Here is a 16,889-nt window from a genome sequence, read left to right as displayed (position 1 = left end):
TATTTATCTTTAATGGTTAAAAAAATTATTCGCTACGGACTATGATTCTCAAAACTTACTCTCAAAACTTAGGTGTAATGCTCGCCCTGGTGCTGGCATCAGCGTTCGGGTGAGTGGGTCTAAGTAATACTCATCAGTTATATTGGTAGCGGAAAGCTGAAGCTTGCTGTTTTTAAGAACTTTGTAGCTAAGAAAATAGTCAAAAGTCGTCACTGGTACCCAGCTATACGGAATATTGAAAAATGAGTTGCCCACGTCGCCATAGTTCAGTTTGTACACATCGTCGACTGAACCACTGTGGTGGTGGATGCGTGTGCCCATTTCTAGCTTCTCATCAAGTAGACGGGTACCAAGTGTCAAATCAAGCATGTATTTGGGCTGTGCCATATTAAATAAGAAGCCACCAAAGAACCCTTGCTCGACACAATTAGGTACTTGTGCGTAGTAGGGGTCTTGAGTCACAGCGTAGTCGGCGTCACAAACTTGGTTGTCTAAGGTATAGCCCACACTAAAGTCACCGAAATACTGTCCATTGTCATAGCGGCTTTGTAGCTCTAAACCAGAGATATGCTGTTTGTCAAAATTACGTAAGTTACTCTGTAGTCCAAACTCCCTGTCCACTACATCATGGATAGTATTGTCATAGTAGACTAGCTTGGCATCAGCAAAGCGCGCATTGTCAAACCAAGGGGTAAGATCTTGTACATAGCCCACCTCAATGTTAGTACCACGCTCTGGAGAGACCGGCTCATAGTGATTGAGGTTTTTGGCGAAGGTGGCGATAGACTCAAACATACTAGGCATGCGGTAAGACTGAGCATAACGACCATAGAGTCGGGCTTGCCAAGGCAGATTTATGGCAGCACTCATACTAGGTGCCCAGCCCCAACCTTCTTTAGCCGGTGTTGGCTCAAAGGGATTACCGCTGCCATCACTGACTAAGATGTATTGTGGGTATCCAGTTTTACCTTCACTTTTTGCAGGACGTAAAATCCCCAGCTTTTTTGCTTCTCCATTTAAGAAAATATTGTCCTTGCGGTGATAGACGCCATTTTCACCAGGATACCAAGTGATCTCTTCACGCATAGGTACGTAAGCGATGCCCTCTTGTCCGTTTTCGATAATATCCACACCCTTGCCACCATATGCAATGTCACCATAATTGCTTTTATTGGGGTAGTATTTTTCGTAGATGCGACGGTACTCATAAGACTGTATCTTACCGTCGTTATAGTCCTGTAAGGCTTGTTGCACGGTAGCGTTGGCTTTATAAAAACCATTTAATAGCTGATGTGTCTGTATCTTTCTTTCATTGATTAACTCATGTCTGGCACGAGCTTCGTTAACATAGTCGTCTATCGCCCAATAGCGATCATAGCGCGTACCAGCCGTTAGCTCTAACCAATTAAAGGGCTGGTAATTAAAGCTGATACTGGCATCGCCTGAGCGGCGTCGCCCTTTTCCTGGTGCGACACTAAACAATCCAGGGATGCCAGTTGCTTCATTATCTGCCTCTAGCTGCTCTTGTTGATAGTTACCTGCCAGTGTCATAGATAGTGTATCGGTCAGTCTGCTTTTGTTACTGATGCGCAGACCAGAGCGAGTATTATGGATACTGGCTTCTGAATTACTGACAAAGGTATTTTGATACAGTTTAGCGGCTTGCACACATTTATCTGCCGCTTTAACAGGGGTAGAGTAATCAGGGCTTTTGATGACACTACTTGGGCAATTTATAACCTCGGGAAACTCGGCCCGGAATTGTTTAATAAATCCTTGTTTATATTTACTAAACTTATCGCTATCACTACCATAAAATCCGCCAATCATACTCAGGGGTGTACCACCAGAGTTATGAGTGATGGTAGTGGTATCGGTATGCCACAAGGTACTATCGAGATCAATGAGATGATTGTCAGGTTGCCACTTATAACGAATATGATAAGCATCAAGATCAATGTTACTCAGAGGCCATTGTGGCAGTCGTCCTGTATTGGCAAATTCACTAGTTGGGCGATCATCAGCAACCCGAAAAGGCATGATGTCACCGGCGACGATTTCGGTATTGCGATAGCCCAGCTGTAAGGCTTGAGTATCTGTAGGTTTAAAGGTGATTTTTGTGAGATAAGAGGTGTTTTTATTTGAGCTATTTGGCACTTCTTGGTGCGGTTGATATACGTCTGCCATAAAGGAGGGAAACTGACTAAGATCACGCTCTCGATTGGGTACGTCGCTACGATAGTCATCACTGCCGTGCCCCCCTGCAAAATAATTGCCACGCTCACGCTGACTATAGGCTGCTATCGCCTCAACCCAATCGTTACGTCCTGCCACAGCGATACGATAAGCTTCGTCATCAAAGCTGGTTGCCATCTTGTTACGTTTTGGCGTTTTCCCCACCAAGCCTACATTAGTAAACTCATTAGTGCTTTTTCTGGGCAGTCGGCCAATTCCTTCTTCAAAAGCTTTGACAAGATCAGGGTCACGAGCAATATTGGGATCAACAGGATACAGATCAGTTGAGTAATTGCTAGCATTATCGCCAATATAATCTTTAGGGTTGATGGCATGGGCTTCAATAGCGTTGTTACCGATAATGCCCTTAACATCTATACCAAAGCTGGCATCATCTTTGAGCACATCATTAACGTTTAACGTGTTAATAGTAACCGCTCCACCAACAGACGAATGTATACCGCGCTCTAGTGTAGCTCCTTTAGTCACTTTAACATCGCTGATCAGCAGTGGGTCGATATAGTTACGATTGCTGGCGCCTTGATAGCCGCGATTGGCGGTAATGGCCTGCTCGGTACCGTCAATGGTAACCGGTACTCGGCCTTCACCTTGGATGCCTCGAATATTGGGATCAATGGCACCGCTATTGCGAGCATCTCCGCTATACACCCCTACCATACCTTTAAACACATCAGCAGGCGACTCGCCAATATAACGCTCTAACTCTTCTTTATCAGCGTAGGTACTTGACTCATCTTTATCGTAAACATCGTGTTCGGATATAGTAGGAGCAAGCAGGTCTCTTTCTGCATAGACCACGATAGCGTTAAGCTCGGTGGTCGGTAGTGACTCGTCAGCACCAAAAGATGGCATCGTTCGCATTAGCGCAATTACTGAGACACTGAGTAATAATGGGGTGGGTTTAGTCATAAATAATTCTCAATAAGTTTATAGAAAATTACTCTGTAGACGACAACCTTTAAGAGTATTAACTTAAGTTACTGATTTTATTATTGAAATCAAGTTACTATGAATTGACTGTAAAACAATTAATATTTAAAACCAATGAGCCGTTTATATAGTCGTAGACAGAGAAGAAGGTGAGCTGGAATATGTACTGTAAGTTAATTTCCGTAACTAAAGTGTCATAAAAATAAACTTATGTTTTTTTATTTTATAAATTAACATTAATGATAATCATTATCAATAAAAAATTAATAATTCTAACTTTTATGTAGTAATGCCAAAACTAGATGATTGGTGTATTTAGTAGGCAGAAAGAATAAGATTTAAAGTATTTTGTTGTTTTATCTACAGTATTTTTATACTTAGATTACTAATCTTTCTGTAACTCAAGAGAACTTATCCGACACGCGCAAGCACTATAGTTGGTAGATTTAGAACGTCTAACAAAGCTATATTCTGAGATTAGGTATAATAGGATTAGAGATCCAACCACCCTTGCTGGCAGGCATACGCGTATTGCTCTGGGGTATCGATATCGTCGGCCAACTCAGGAAGGTTAACAGCAGTAACTGCGTCTGAAGGTAAGGTGCGGATTAGCTTACGTAGGCCTTTATCACCGGACAGCTGCGACTGCCACGCTTGCAGCTGTTGCCCTTCAACGACTAGCGGTAGACCAATAATATTATCATAACGGCTCGCAGCCACTATAGTTTGCGGGTGAGCTCGTGCTGGTAATAACTGCTGCAAGTGATTGGCTGTTAATCGAACTTGATCGATGCCCATAATAAGAATTGAGATTGTTTGAGCGCTAGGGCTGGATACGTTAGACGACTCAGAGAGCTGCGCGTTTATACTATCAATAGCTAGGCTTAGACTAAGGGCCATACCTGTCGCTGGGTTGAGGTTTAGCACAAGTTCGATATCTAAATCGGCTATCGGTGAACTAATTTCCGGTTGCTCTTGCGGCACGACGACGATGACTTTGTGCGGATTGGTTGTAAGCGCAAGCTGCGTCATATGACGAATCAGTGGCTGACCTTGAATCGTTAGCAACTGCTTGGGCTGGCCTAAACGAGTACTCAGTCCAGCGGCCAAAATAATGACCCAATGCTGGGTGAGCAGTGGGTCAGAACGGGTTGTTCGATTGTCATTGATAGAAGTAGACATGACTGGCAGTCTCAACAAGCGAGAGAATAAAAAGATAACCTAAACGGTTACAAATAAGCTATCAGTTAGCGGTGCAGGGCTGTTTATCGGCTCTTGCTGATACATCACGGCGCTAATTTGTGCGATGATGCCAAGTGCTAATGCTTCAGGACCATCACCGCCGAGCTTATAGCCAATAGGAAAGTACAACTTGGCGATACCACCGCGCAAAACAGTAGGATCAGGTAGCGCCTGCGCGATCTCATTAATCAGGCGCTCGGTACGATATCTTGGTCCCAATTGCCCTAAATAGGCTAAGTGGTCAACAGGAAGCTGCAAGAGCGTTTTTAATCGGGCTCTATCTTGGGTCAAGCTGTGCGACATTAAGGCGACTGCTGAATTTTTGCTTAATTGCCGCAAAGCCTTAGTATCTTCTAAACCCACGACCTGAACCAAGTCTGCATCTATAAAACGTAATCGCGTTGCATAGTTTGCGCGGCTATCGATGATACTCACCCGCCAGTCTAGCATCTTAGCCATACGCACTAGTGGAATAGCGTCAGTTCCCGCACCGCAGATCAGTAAATGAATCGGCGGCATAAGATACTGAACTAACCATTCATAACTAGTGTTTCCGTCGTTATAGCAGACGTGCTGATAGCGACCCTTAGCGCCAGATTGCAGACTCAGTGCCTCTACCGCTGCCTGCAATTGAGGTATAACTTCAAGACAGCTCGCTTCTAAGCCAGTGCCTAAAAGTTTGATATCATCACTTAGCTCAGTCGTTGAAGCGCTGGTCGTTGAAGAATTGGTTGTTGAAGAATTGGTTGTTGAAGAATTGGTTGTTGAAGAATTGGGTGTTGCAGCAATGTTAAGGCGTAAGCCACAAGTTGATAAGCGTGACTTAGGGAAAGGGATATTAATTTGATGGGCATCAGCCTCTAATGGCGCGGCTTTAAGTAAGGTAGCAATGCCAATAGGTCGCTGCTTTGAGCGAACCTCTTTAATCGTCGTTAAAAAGGGCTGCGTTTGCGCCATGCGCTCAAACAAGACATGAACGCTACCATGACAGCCTAAACCGAAATTCATACTGTCATCAGCATCGTCATAAGGCTCATCAGCTGTCATCGACTCAGTATCATTTGCAGGCGAGTCTGGCGCTGGCTCATCAAGGAATAGCGCTTGCAGCGGGTCAGATAAAGCTTGAGCCGTTGACTGACGATCTTGAGCTGAGCCTGTCCGATAAACCTGAACACAAGCGCCATTTTGCGTAAGCCAAAAAGCACGCTGAATGAGATGGCGCTCAAGGCAGCCGCCACTGACCATGCCGACAGAGCGGCCATCTTCACAGATAAGCATCATCGCACCAGGACGGCGGTAAGCCGAGCCTTCAGTGCGGACGACAGTAGCCAATACCGCATCAATATTATCAGCTAACGCCGCCTCTGCCAGCGCTAAGATATCACTGACTTGATTCATGCGCTTTTCATGCCCATCAGACCTGATGAGCTTTCAGGTAAATCAGACAGCTCAGGAAGCTGGTCAATGAGCTTATCAAGCTTGACGGGGAAGTCATAAACGCGAATGCCTGTAGCGTTATAGACCGCATTAGCAATCGCTGCTGCTGCCCCTGAAATAGCGGTCTCCCCAATTCCTTTAATATGGATAGGGTTGGTATATTGGTCATCTTCTTCCAGTAAAACGACGTTCAATTGCGGGACGTCAGCATTAACCGGTAAGTGATATTCAGCCAAGTCATGATTACACATGCGACCTGAACGCTTATCATGGACAATCTCTTCCATCAAAGCTGAACCAATACCGAAGACCATACCGCCATAACATTGCGAAGTCGCAGTTTTATGATTGAGGATACGACCAGCAGTAAATACCCCAGTCATACGGCGAACGCGAATCTCACCAGTATAGGCATGGACACCGACTTCGACGAAGTTGGCACCATAGCAACCTTGGCGGTAGTTCTTTTCAGTTTTACCCGGCTTAATTTCGCCCAGTGCTTTTAAAGCGTTGTCTTGGCATTTGGCTAAAACCTGATGTAGCGGACGCTGCTCTTTGTCACCAAATTCTGGCTTTTCTTCATGCTCGACTGCCAATCCTGCTTTTTCGGCAACCTTTTCAGCGATACCAGTCACGACAGCTTTAGCTTTTTCTCGGGCTGCGCTCTTAATACTATCAAGCGTACTTTCATCCTCTTGGCCGTCTTCATTGTCGCTGTTGGCAGCCTTGCAAATTACGATACCGTTATCAAGCTGAACCGTATCAGCGTCTAAGCCAACCTGCTCAGCGATAAGCTCACGCAGTTTTTCACAGGCCAAATAGACACTACTGCCGGAGCTGGCAGCACCTACACTACCGCCAGACCCTGCGCCAGGCGGTAAGTCAGTATCTCCAAGTTGAACGCTGATATGATCAACGGGAAGTCCGAGCATGTCAGCAGCAATTTGCGCCAATACGGTATAGGTACCCGTACCGATATCGGTCATGTCTGTCTCAATGGTCGCTTCAACGCCCAAAGGTTTTTCATCATTTAAGGTTAAGGTGACGCGGGCTTGCGACTTTTGCAAATGATTCACGCGGCAAGCCACTGCCATGCCCATACCGACAAACCACTCACCATCACGAACGCTGGCTGGTCGGGTTCGGCGCTGATCCCAACCGAACTCGTCAGCGCCTTTTTTCATACAGGCGACGAGCTGACGGGTGGAGTAAGGAATATCTTTACTTGGGTCCTTTTCAGGCTCGTTGAGAATACGCAGCTCAATCGGATCGATGCCAACTTTTTCCGCCAGCTCATCCATCGCACATTCCATCGCAATCTGACCTACGGCTTCGCCCGGCGCGCGCATGGAGCCGGCTAACACTTGGTTCATACGTACCATTTTGTATTTTATCTGACGGTTTTTGCCAGCATATAAGAATGGCGTAGATAACGCAGTAGGTTCAAAGAAGACTTCTTTGGGCAGGTTGGTGATGGTACTGTCATGAATAATCGTATGAATCTTGCCATCTTTATCAGCGCCTAGGCCAATACGCTGCTCGGTATTTGAGCGGCGAACCGTGGTCTCCATGACTTGAGGCCGTGTCATAACGACCAAGACGGGTTTGCCCAGTTTTTTAGCAGCAACCGCAGCGGCGACAGACTCTGGCGCGATACCGAGCTTACTACCAAAACCGCCGCCAATAAAGCGAGAGATCAGGCGCACTTTATCCGCTTTAATACCGAGGGCATCTGCCATTTGTTGCTTACAAGGTGCCAGCATCTGATTGGAAGTGTAAAGCGTCAACTCATCGTCTTGCCAAGTCGCAAGCGTGGCATGCGGCTCAATGGGCGAGTTGCTTTGGCTAGGTGTGTAGTAGACCTTATCAACGCTAATTTCAGCCTCTGCAAGCGCCTCTTCAGGCTCGCCTTGTATTTTGACAGATACCCCATCCATCATAACGGAATTGGCTTTTTCAGCCTCAAAGTCAAATGCGCCATTGTCGCTGTCATCTTTATAGCGAACTTGGACGGCCTTAGCTGCCTCTGTTGCCGCCTCTAAAGTTTTGGCAACAGCAAGGGCAATCGGCTGGCCTAAGTAGGTGATTTTATCCGTTCCCTGAGCAGGGGCGCTTTTTTGACCGCCTTGTTGCGGGTTTCGGATGAAAGTCTCAAAATCAACGACGATATCGACCACATCTGGTGATTTTAAAGCAGCTTCTGTAATGAGCTCGGTGACCTCACCTTTACCAATAGTAGAGCAGACGAGCACCCCATAAAGCTGACCGTCTAGATGATATTCAGCAGCGAACGTCGCTTGACCGCAGACCTTAAGGTCGCCATGCAAGCGATTGATAGGTTTACCAACAATTTTGCTAGCCGTTTGGTCTAGCAAGGTTGGCATCGCCTTATCCATCTTAAGCTTGTTTTGCGGCTCAACTTTTAAATTAGCCAAATCAGTAATAGTAGATAATGAAGGCATGATTATTGTTCCTTTGAGTCGACAGAAGCAGGCGAGACATTGCCTAAGTCAGTAAGACTATCCGTAGAAGTAGCTGCTGAAGATTGCGCAGCCTTGATAGCGCGCTGGATCACCTGAGTGACTAAACGACGGGTTAAGGACAGTTTAAAGGCATTTTTAGGATAAGGATTGGCGCTTGCCAATAGCTTGTCCACGGCTTGGTTGATGGCGGTCAGCTCACCATGACTGCTCATTAGCAAGGCTTCAACGCCTTTGTCACGCCATGGCATAGCACCGATACCACCGAATGCGAGACGAACGGTATTTAACTTACCGGAAGTTTCAGCGTTGATAACCGCGGCAACAGAGACCAAAGCAAAGGCATAAGAGGCGCGGTCACGAACCTTGTCATAAGTATGCATGCCTTTAAGAGGCGGCGGCAAAATTACATGAGTGATAATCTCACCAGGTTCTAGTGTCGTCTCAATATGCGGGGTATCACCTGGTAAGCAATAAAACTCTTCAAGGGCGAGTTTACGGGTATTACCACTGGGTAATAGCGTCTCTATCTCGGCATCAAGTAAGCGCATGGCTACTGCCATATCGGAGGGATGCTGGGCAATGCAAGCATCGCTAGTGCCCAAGATAGCAAGCTCACGGTGCTCACCACCTTTAGCAGGGCAACCTGATCCGGGTTCACGCTTATTACAAGGGCTGTCTGGCTGATAAAAGTAGTAACAGCGGGTGCGCTGCAAAAAGTTGCCGCCAGTCGAAGCTTTATTACGCAGCTGGCCTGAAGCCCCTGCCAAAATCGCCCGCGATAACACCGGATAATGGGCACGAATTTGTGGATGCCCTGCTAAGTCACTGTTGGTTACCATAGCGCCGATACGCAGGCCACCGCCGCTAGTAGGTTCGATTTTATCTAAAGGTAATCGGCTGATATCTACTAGCTGAAGCGGCGTCTCAATCTCAAACTTCATGAGATCCAAAAGGTTGGTTCCGCCAGCGATAAACCTTGCGTTTTGAGCGCTGCCTAGATCAGTGGCTTGTTCGATAGTCTCGGCGCGGTTATAAGCAAATGGTTTCATAGCGCGGCTCCCGATAGGCTAGCGTGAGCTTGGGCGGCGTCATTAGGACTCTCCGCCGTTTGAGCAGAAGTTCGAGTAATATTGCTTGGCGGTGGAGACCAAATCTCAGGACTGGATAAGATTGATACGCCAGTTGTATTAGACGCACCCGTTAAGCCATCCGTCTTGTCACTGTTATGATTTGAGCCTTGAGCGGCAAGTTCGCGAGTTAAGCCGCGCTCTTTAATTACCTGTTGAATCGCGTTAATAATATTGGGATAGGCCGAGCAGCGGCAGATGTTACCACTCATACGCTCAGCAATCTCTTGCACGTCTATAAGCTCAGGCGCGGTCAAGTCCGAGCTGACATGACTTGGCCAGCGCTGCGCGATTTCATTAAATAGGGCGGTCGCTGAACAGATCTGCCCAGGGGTACAGTAGCCACATTGAAAAGCGTCGTTATCGATAAAGGCTTGCTGTAAGTCTGACAGAGAATTTGGCGTACCAATGCCTTCAATGGTCGTAATCTCATCACCTTCATGCATCACGGCAAGGGCAAGGCAGGAGTTGATACGCTGACCATTGACAAGCATAGTACAAGCACCGCATTGGCCGTGATCACAGCCTTTTTTGGATCCAGTAAGTTGCAGATGATGACGGCAGACGTCAAGTAAGGTAGTTCGGGGGTCAAGATCAGTCAGCATATAGGACTGCTGATTGATAGATAAGGTAATATTTGGCATGCTGGCGGCTCGCTGGCAAGTGAAAAGAAGGTCGATAAAGTTAAGTTGTTATGCCTATATATGACGAGAGCTTGTTTCGAGTTAGCAAAAGCTTTCTCATAGGGCGTTAATAAGTTAGAAAGTTCTAATTGGTATCGCCTCACTATATTAGGTGTGATTTTAATGAAGAGTATAAATGCATGGGGTTGGTTAATAGGAAGGTCAGAGCTGTTTAAAGCTGCTACGTATCAAATTACTGAGATAAAAATTTTGGCTAGAGGTCATGACAGACTTAAGGCGGGGTAGACTTATATACAGTGACTCTGTGCCAAAACTTGATTGGATTGCCTATAGCGGTAAACTTAAAATTTTTATAGAAGTTAATGATATTGTTGACAAAAAGTGTGCTGAAAATTGAACAAAAAGATGTCACAGAGCCTCAGCTAAGTTAAACAAAAATTATAGTTAGTCTTGAGTAGGAACACGACCCCCAAATGACAGTATAAACGTAACGATTAAGTTACCTTTATTGCCTCATGGTTAGCTTGTATTTTAAGTTTATGATTTATATTGATTTTATTATTAAAGTTCGCGTTAAATATCATTTTTATCAGAGGGTTAGTAGGTAGATTTTGTTTATCTTAAAATGTATCGTTATCTAACTTTAATGTCTAATTGCAATTGTTTCGCTATTAATCAACTCAGATTCAACTTAATCCTATGTATAATGCGTTAATAACCTCCCTTATTTTATAGTCACTATGAATACCACTGCTGAAAACAAGCTTTCTTTTAGAAAATACCCCTCTACTACCGCTTTACAATGCTTTGAGACAGCAGCGAGGCACTTGAGTTTTACGCTTGCCGCTCAGGAGTTACATATGACTCAAAGTGCCGTCAGTAAACAAGTTGCCCAACTTGAGGAGATGTTGAATATCTCTTTATTTTATCGAACATCGCAACGAATTTCACTGACGCCCGCAGGTAAAGCTTACTATGTGGAAGTACTCAGTATCCTTAAGCACATAGAGACTGCGACGACCAATCTCATGTCGCATAATAGTAATATAGAGACCTTAAATATTATTTCTCACCCAACTTTTTGTGCGCGTTGGCTCTTGCCTGCGATGAGTGGCTTCGGTCAGACATATCCTAATATTTATTTGAATATTAAAGAACAAGTTGGACCTTTTTTCTCTGAGGACTATAAAGTAGATATAGCCTTTTTATATGGCGATGGTATCTGGTCTGGAATGAAGTCCATCAAGCTTTTTGATGAAAACTGTGTGGCGGTTTGTCATCCCAATTACCTATCTCATCATTTGTCGATTACTGATTTACGAGTAGGTCCTGAATTATTAGATAGCTGTGTCTTACTGCACTTAAGCTCACGGCCCAGTGCTTGGTATGAGTATTTCAAGCAACAATCAATTCACGTAGATAGAACTTTTGTTGGACCAAGGTTTGATACTTTCTATGCATGTATCTCAGCAGCATTACTTGGTTACGGGATTGCCTTAGTACCATTACGATTGGTAGAGCCTGAGCTTCGTTCAGGTGAGTTAGTTAGTGCTTGGGATTATATGGCCAAAGGCAGAGGCGCATACTATATGTCGTATCCTTTATCGATGGAAAGCTCACATAAGGTTAAGGTAGTACAAGAGTGGATAGCAAAGTATTTAAGAGCTGCTTACCAGAGTGAAGCCCCACTAGGCTTAATCGCTGAGTCAAAGCTTGGAAAAGACGGTTAACCAAGCTGTAGCGTTGTAAATGCTAAGGTATTGAGAGCTAAGGCAAGTATGATATTGACTCATCTTATAAGAGTGTTTTTTAATAGATACTATGGTGCAACTTAGTCTGAGCTAGCAATGATATGATTTAAGCTGATGTGAAAATAATGAATCTATATAGTCAGTCCCTTTTAGATCTGTCATACAGTGGTTGGGATAAGTTTACGTCCACCTCAGCCCTCTTATGACTTTTAGACTATAAAGTTATACTAATGACTATTTTACGTAGTGATTTTAAATAGGACTGACTATTATAGCTAGCTAACGATAAAATAGACACGCTAATAGAGTGACTGCTAAAAAGCTACTTGTTAGAAATTATATTAGGGTTGAAGCTGTATAAATCATCCCTGCCGCTCTGCATTTAAGGTAGTTTAACGTGAATTAGTCTAATAAAAATATACGGTATCAAGATAAGAATAAAACATTAGTAATGACAAAAAGGAATGCCTGACCAACTATAATTCGTTTGCTCAACTCCAGCGATTTTGTTGAAATGAGCGTCTAACTCAAGGAAGATGAGAGACATTCATGGATTCGATGTATAACGTTACCGATGCATTTACGATGGTGCATCCAGTGACACTAAGTAAGGGCAAAAACGCACAGGTTTGGGATACCGACGGCAAGCGCTATATTGATTTCGTTGGCGGTATCGGCGTCTTAAACTTTGGCCATTGTCACCCCCATATCGTCGACGCTATCGTCGAGCAATCACAAAACCTCATTCATTACGCTTACAACGCGGCCGGTCACCTGCCTTATCAGACCCTAATGCCCAGACTTTGCGATCTGATACCTATCGAAGGCGAGCTGGCAGGCATGCTGACCAACTGCGGCGCAGAAGCTACCGAAAATGCGATTAAAATCGCCCGTATAAAGACTGGCCGAGTCGGTGTTATCGCATTTGATGGCGGCTTTCACGGCCGTACCCTTGCGGCTGTTAATCTTAACGGTAAAGTTGCCCCTTATAAGCGCGGCCTTGGTCCTCTCGCAGGCAGTGTCTATCATATCCCTTTTCCTAGCCCTGATAATGGTATTAGTGATCAGTACGCCATTGATGCTTTGTCGCGCCTGTGTGAAGTCGAAACTGATATTAATAACATAGGCGCTATCATCGCTGAACCTGTACAGGGTGAGGGCGGCTTTCAACTAATGTCGCCAAAGTTTGCTCAATATCTGCGTAAGTTCTGTGATGATAACGGCATTTTGCTGATTATGGATGAGATTCAGTCAGGTTTTGGTCGTACCGGTATCCCGTTTGCGTTCAAGCATTTGGGTATCGAGCCAGACATGATTCTGCTAGGTAAGAGCATTGCTGGTGGCCTACCACTGGGTGCAGTGATTGGTAAAAGCAGCGTAATGAACGATCTACCAAAAGGCAGTTTGGGTGGCACTTATTCGGGCAACCCAGTGGCTTGCGCTGCGGCTAATGCAACCCTCGATATCATGTCGGAAGACACCGTTTGGGTCTCCGCAAAACACTATCAACAGACGATTAAAACCACAATTGAGCAATGGCAGCAAGAGGGTCTGACGCCTTGGCTTCACGGCCTAACTGGTATCGGTGCTATGCGTGGTATCGAGCTACGCCACCCTTATCATGGGACACATCCGAGCGTGATGGCTTATATCTTAGCAGAGGGTCGTAAGCAGGGCTTGCTGTTAATGCCTAGTGGTAAATACCGCCATATTATCCGCTTATTACCGCCGGTAACGATTGAGCCTGAGACCCTGCAAGAGGGCCTCACTATCTTAAAGGGCATCTTAGCCTCTATTCCTGACGAGCTGCCTAGTTAGCGATCAATCCATTAACTATTTTTGTTTATTAGCTTTGTTATTTAAACCAATTTAAGGGGAATCACTGTGAGTTCAGAGCAATCAAACTCAAACCAAGGCTTTATGAGCAGCGATGCTATCCGTCATAGCTTTTCACTCGCCATGTCCAAAATGTACCAAACCGAAGTGCCGCTCTATACCGAGCTGATGGAACTCGTTGCTGAGGTCAATGAAAAGGTATTGGCCCAGCAACCTGAGATTGCAAAGCAACTAAAGCATACGGGTGAAATGGATAGACTGAATATGGAACGTCATGGCGCAATTCGCTTAGGAACTGCGGCAGAGCTTACGATGATGCGTCGACTATTCGCAGTCATGGGTATGCAACCGGTGGGCTACTATGACCTAGCGCCTGCAGGCGTACCAGTACATTCTACGGCATTTCGTGCCATTGACACCGAGTCATTAAATAATAGCCCGTTTCGTGTATTCACCTCATTACTGCGCTTAGACTTAATCGATGATGAGACGCTTAAGCAGCAAGCTCAATCCGCTTTGGATGCTCGTAATATCTTTACCGATGGCGTGGTCAGACTAATCGAAGCTTATGAAAATGAGGGCGGTCTAACTAAAGAGCAGGGCGAGCAATTTGTCCAAGAGGCGTTAGAGACTTTCCGTTGGCATGAGCAGTCGCCCATAGCCAAAGATATGTATCAGCAGCTGGCAAGTCAGCATCAATTAATTGCTGATGTGGTCGGGTTTAAAGGGCCGCATATTAATCACTTGACTCCGCGGACGCTAGATATTGATGCGGTACAGCAAGGCATGCAGAGTCGTGGTATTCCACCAAAGGCTATTATTGAAGGACCGCCACGGCGTAACTGTCCTATTCTGCTACGCCAGACCAGTTTTAAAGCGTTAGAAGAGCCGGTGAGTTTTAGAGGTGCTGATGGTCAATATCAATCAGGTCACCATACTGCGCGCTTCGGTGAGATTGAGCAGCGCGGGGTCGCGTTAACCCCGAAAGGCCGGGCCTTGTATGATCAATTGCTTAACGAAGCTCGTGAGAAGTTAGGCGGAACACCGAATGAAAGCAATGCCGAGCAGTATTACCAATTGTTAAGCGAGTCTTTTGCTGCTTTTCCAGACGACTATCAAACCTTGCATGATGAGCAGCTGGCTTATTTCCATTATCAACCGAATGAGACATGCTCTTCAAATTTAACAGAGATAGATATCTCCACCAGTAACTTACAGCAGCTCATTGAGCAAGATGTCATTCGTATCGAGCCGATTGTTTATGAAGACTTTCTGCCCGTAAGTGCTGCCGGTATTTTCCAATCCAATCTACACAGCGACACCGCAAGTAGCTATGATGGACAGTCTAATCAGCAAGAGTTTGAGCAGGCTTTAGGGGAGAGTGTGCAAGATGAGCTAGCACTTTATGCGCAAAGACAAGAGGAAAGCCTACAGGCCTGTCTGGCGGCGCTACAACAGGCAGCATAGCTAAAGGCTGCTTAAGACTGTAATTAATGAGCATTTAATCCCCTAGGTTTAATGTGCCATTCCAAAAACGAATGACAGCAAGAAATTTATTATTTTGCAACTTACGCGGCAGCAGAGTACTTTAGTAGATCTGCACGGACGTAATGAAATACTATACAAAGGAGTCAGTATGATTAAGCAATATATGTCAGCTATGGGCGTCGATGAGAGCCAGTACCAAGCAGGTGATTTCGCAGTCCACAGTCCTATCGATGGTGAAGTCATCGGTAAGGTCGCTTTGCATCAAGTAAGCGATGTTGACACACAAATACAAAATGCTAAACAAGCCTTCAAAGAATGGCGTACAGTGCCCGCTCCTAAGCGTGGTGAATTGGTCCGTATTTTGGGCGAAGTGCTCCGTGAGCATAAAGAAGATCTAGGTGCTCTAGTCTCTCTCGAGGCCGGTAAAATCAAAGAAGAAGGTCTGGGTGAAGTCCAAGAGATGATCGATATCTGTGACTTTGCCGTGGGTCTGTCTCGTCAGCTTTATGGCCTAACTATCGCCTCAGAGCGTCCTGGCCACCACATGCGCGAAACTTGGCAGCCACTAGGCGTTATCGCAGTAATCTCTGCCTTCAACTTCCCAGTCGCCGTTTGGTCATGGAATACTGCACTGGCTCTAGTTTGTGGTAACCCAGTGATCTGGAAACCTTCAGAAAAAACCCCGCTAACCGCTCTTGCTTGCCAAGCGCTGTTTGAAAAAGCCTTAGCTAAATTCGGCGTTGCCCCTGCTAATCTGTCTCAAGTCTTATTGGGTGAGGCTAATGTCGGTAACGCCTTGGTCGAGCACAAAGATGTGGCATTGGTCAGCGCTACAGGTAGCACCCGTATGGGCAGAATCGTAGGGCCTAAAGTTGCTGAGCGCTTTGGCAAGTCTCTACTAGAGCTAGGTGGTAACAATGCCATGATTCTAACGCCAAGTGCCGATTTAGACCTAGCCCTACGCGGCATTCTATTCTCTGCTGTGGGAACAGCCGGTCAGCGCTGCACCACACTACGCCGTCTATTCGTCCACGAATCTGTGAAAGACGACATCTTGCCCCGCGTAAAAGCCGCTTACTCAACTGTGAGCATTGGTCATCCGTTAGAAGGCAACTTAGTCGGCCCTCTAATTGACGAAGACAGCTTTAATAATATGCAAGATGCCTTGAGTAAAGCGCGTGCTGCTGGCGGTATAGTTACCGGAGGTGAGCGTGTCTTACAAGATAAGTATCCAAATGCTTATTACGTCACGCCTGCTATCGTTGAGATGGAAGAGCAAAACGATGTGGTTCGTAACGAGACTTTCGCACCTATCTTGTATGTTATGACTTACAAAGAGTTTGATGAAGCGTTAGAGCTGCAAAACGATGTGCCACAAGGCCTGTCTTCTTGCGTATTCACTAATGACTTGCGAGAAGCTGAGCTATTCTTAAGCGCTCGTGGTAGTGACTGCGGTATTGCCAACGTCAATATTGGTACCAGTGGTGCTGAGATTGGTGGTGCATTCGGCGGCGAAAAAGAAACAGGCGGCGGCCGTGAGTCAGGCTCGGATGCTTGGAAAAACTACATGCGTCGTCAGACCAATACGATCAACTACTCAACTGAGTTGCCATTGGCACAGGGTATTAACTTCGGTTAATGCTAGTCCTATTTATATAAGACAAAGTGTCTTTTTATCTCGTTAAGCGTACATCT

General features: G+C 45.6%; 10 protein-coding genes. 4 read left to right on the top strand and 6 right to left on the bottom strand.

Annotation, left to right across the window (positions count from 1 at the left end; genetic code table 11):
- Positions 1 to 48: 48 nt before the first annotated feature.
- The 6 genes from EGV92_RS02820 to EGV92_RS02795 all read right to left on the bottom strand — a co-directional run bounded on the left by EGV92_RS02820 (position 49) and on the right by EGV92_RS02795 (position 10,119).
- On the bottom strand, positions 49 to 3,165 hold the full coding sequence (locus EGV92_RS02820) for a TonB-dependent receptor domain-containing protein (protein ID WP_131667682.1): 3,117 nt from the start codon (positions 3,163 to 3,165) through the stop codon (positions 49 to 51).
- A gap of 513 nt (positions 3,166 to 3,678) precedes the next feature.
- Entirely contained in the window at positions 3,679 to 4,368 is a 690-nt protein-coding gene (locus EGV92_RS02815; RefSeq protein ID WP_131667681.1) for a nucleotidyltransferase family protein, read from the bottom strand.
- Between the two features lie 39 nt (positions 4,369 to 4,407).
- The gene (locus EGV92_RS13870; protein ID WP_165525545.1) at positions 4,408 to 5,826 is read right to left on the bottom strand and encodes an XdhC family protein; all 1,419 of its coding nucleotides are present in this window, start codon (positions 5,824 to 5,826) and stop codon (positions 4,408 to 4,410) included.
- Positions 5,823 to 8,327, bottom strand: a complete 2,505-nt coding sequence (locus EGV92_RS02805; RefSeq protein ID WP_131667680.1) for a xanthine dehydrogenase family protein molybdopterin-binding subunit — start codon at positions 8,325 to 8,327, stop codon at positions 5,823 to 5,825. Before EGV92_RS02805 ends, EGV92_RS13870 begins: the two co-directional genes overlap by 4 nt.
- Positions 8,328 to 8,329: 2 nt before the next feature.
- Entirely contained in the window at positions 8,330 to 9,397 is a 1,068-nt protein-coding gene (locus tag EGV92_RS02800; RefSeq protein WP_131667679.1) for an FAD binding domain-containing protein, read from the bottom strand.
- Positions 9,394 to 10,119 (bottom strand): 2Fe-2S iron-sulfur cluster-binding protein, encoded by a 726-nt coding sequence (locus EGV92_RS02795; protein WP_131667678.1) that lies wholly within the window; start codon positions 10,117 to 10,119, stop codon positions 9,394 to 9,396. Before EGV92_RS02795 ends, EGV92_RS02800 begins: the two co-directional genes overlap by 4 nt.
- Before the next feature lie 740 nt (positions 10,120 to 10,859).
- On the opposite strand from EGV92_RS02795, the gene EGV92_RS02790 reads away from it, so the two are divergent.
- From EGV92_RS02790 to amaB, 4 genes are all read left to right on the top strand, one after another.
- A complete protein-coding gene (locus tag EGV92_RS02790; RefSeq protein ID WP_131667677.1) occupies positions 10,860 to 11,849 on the top strand; it encodes a LysR substrate-binding domain-containing protein in 990 nt (329 codons plus the stop codon).
- A 570-nt stretch (positions 11,850 to 12,419) separates the two neighbouring features.
- Positions 12,420 to 13,688, top strand: a complete 1,269-nt coding sequence (locus EGV92_RS02785) for a 2-aminoadipate transaminase (RefSeq protein WP_131667676.1) — start codon at positions 12,420 to 12,422, stop codon at positions 13,686 to 13,688.
- 102 nt (positions 13,689 to 13,790) lie between these two features.
- Positions 13,791 to 15,173 carry a 2-oxoadipate dioxygenase/decarboxylase HglS gene (gene hglS, locus EGV92_RS02780; protein ID WP_131668080.1) on the top strand — a complete coding sequence of 461 codons (1,383 nt, stop codon included), beginning with the start codon at positions 13,791 to 13,793 and terminating at the stop codon, positions 15,171 to 15,173.
- 169 nt (positions 15,174 to 15,342) lie between these two features.
- Positions 15,343 to 16,833 (top strand): L-piperidine-6-carboxylate dehydrogenase, encoded by a 1,491-nt coding sequence (amaB, locus tag EGV92_RS02775; protein ID WP_131667675.1) that lies wholly within the window; start codon positions 15,343 to 15,345, stop codon positions 16,831 to 16,833.
- The last annotated feature ends 56 nt before the right edge of the window (positions 16,834 to 16,889 follow it).

The sequence above is a fragment of the Psychrobacter pygoscelis genome, assembly GCF_004335015.1.
GTDB lineage: Bacteria > Pseudomonadota > Gammaproteobacteria > Pseudomonadales > Moraxellaceae > Psychrobacter > Psychrobacter pygoscelis.
The sequence above is the reverse complement of the archived record's forward strand: the minus strand, read 5'-3'. Positions and strand labels throughout refer to the sequence as shown.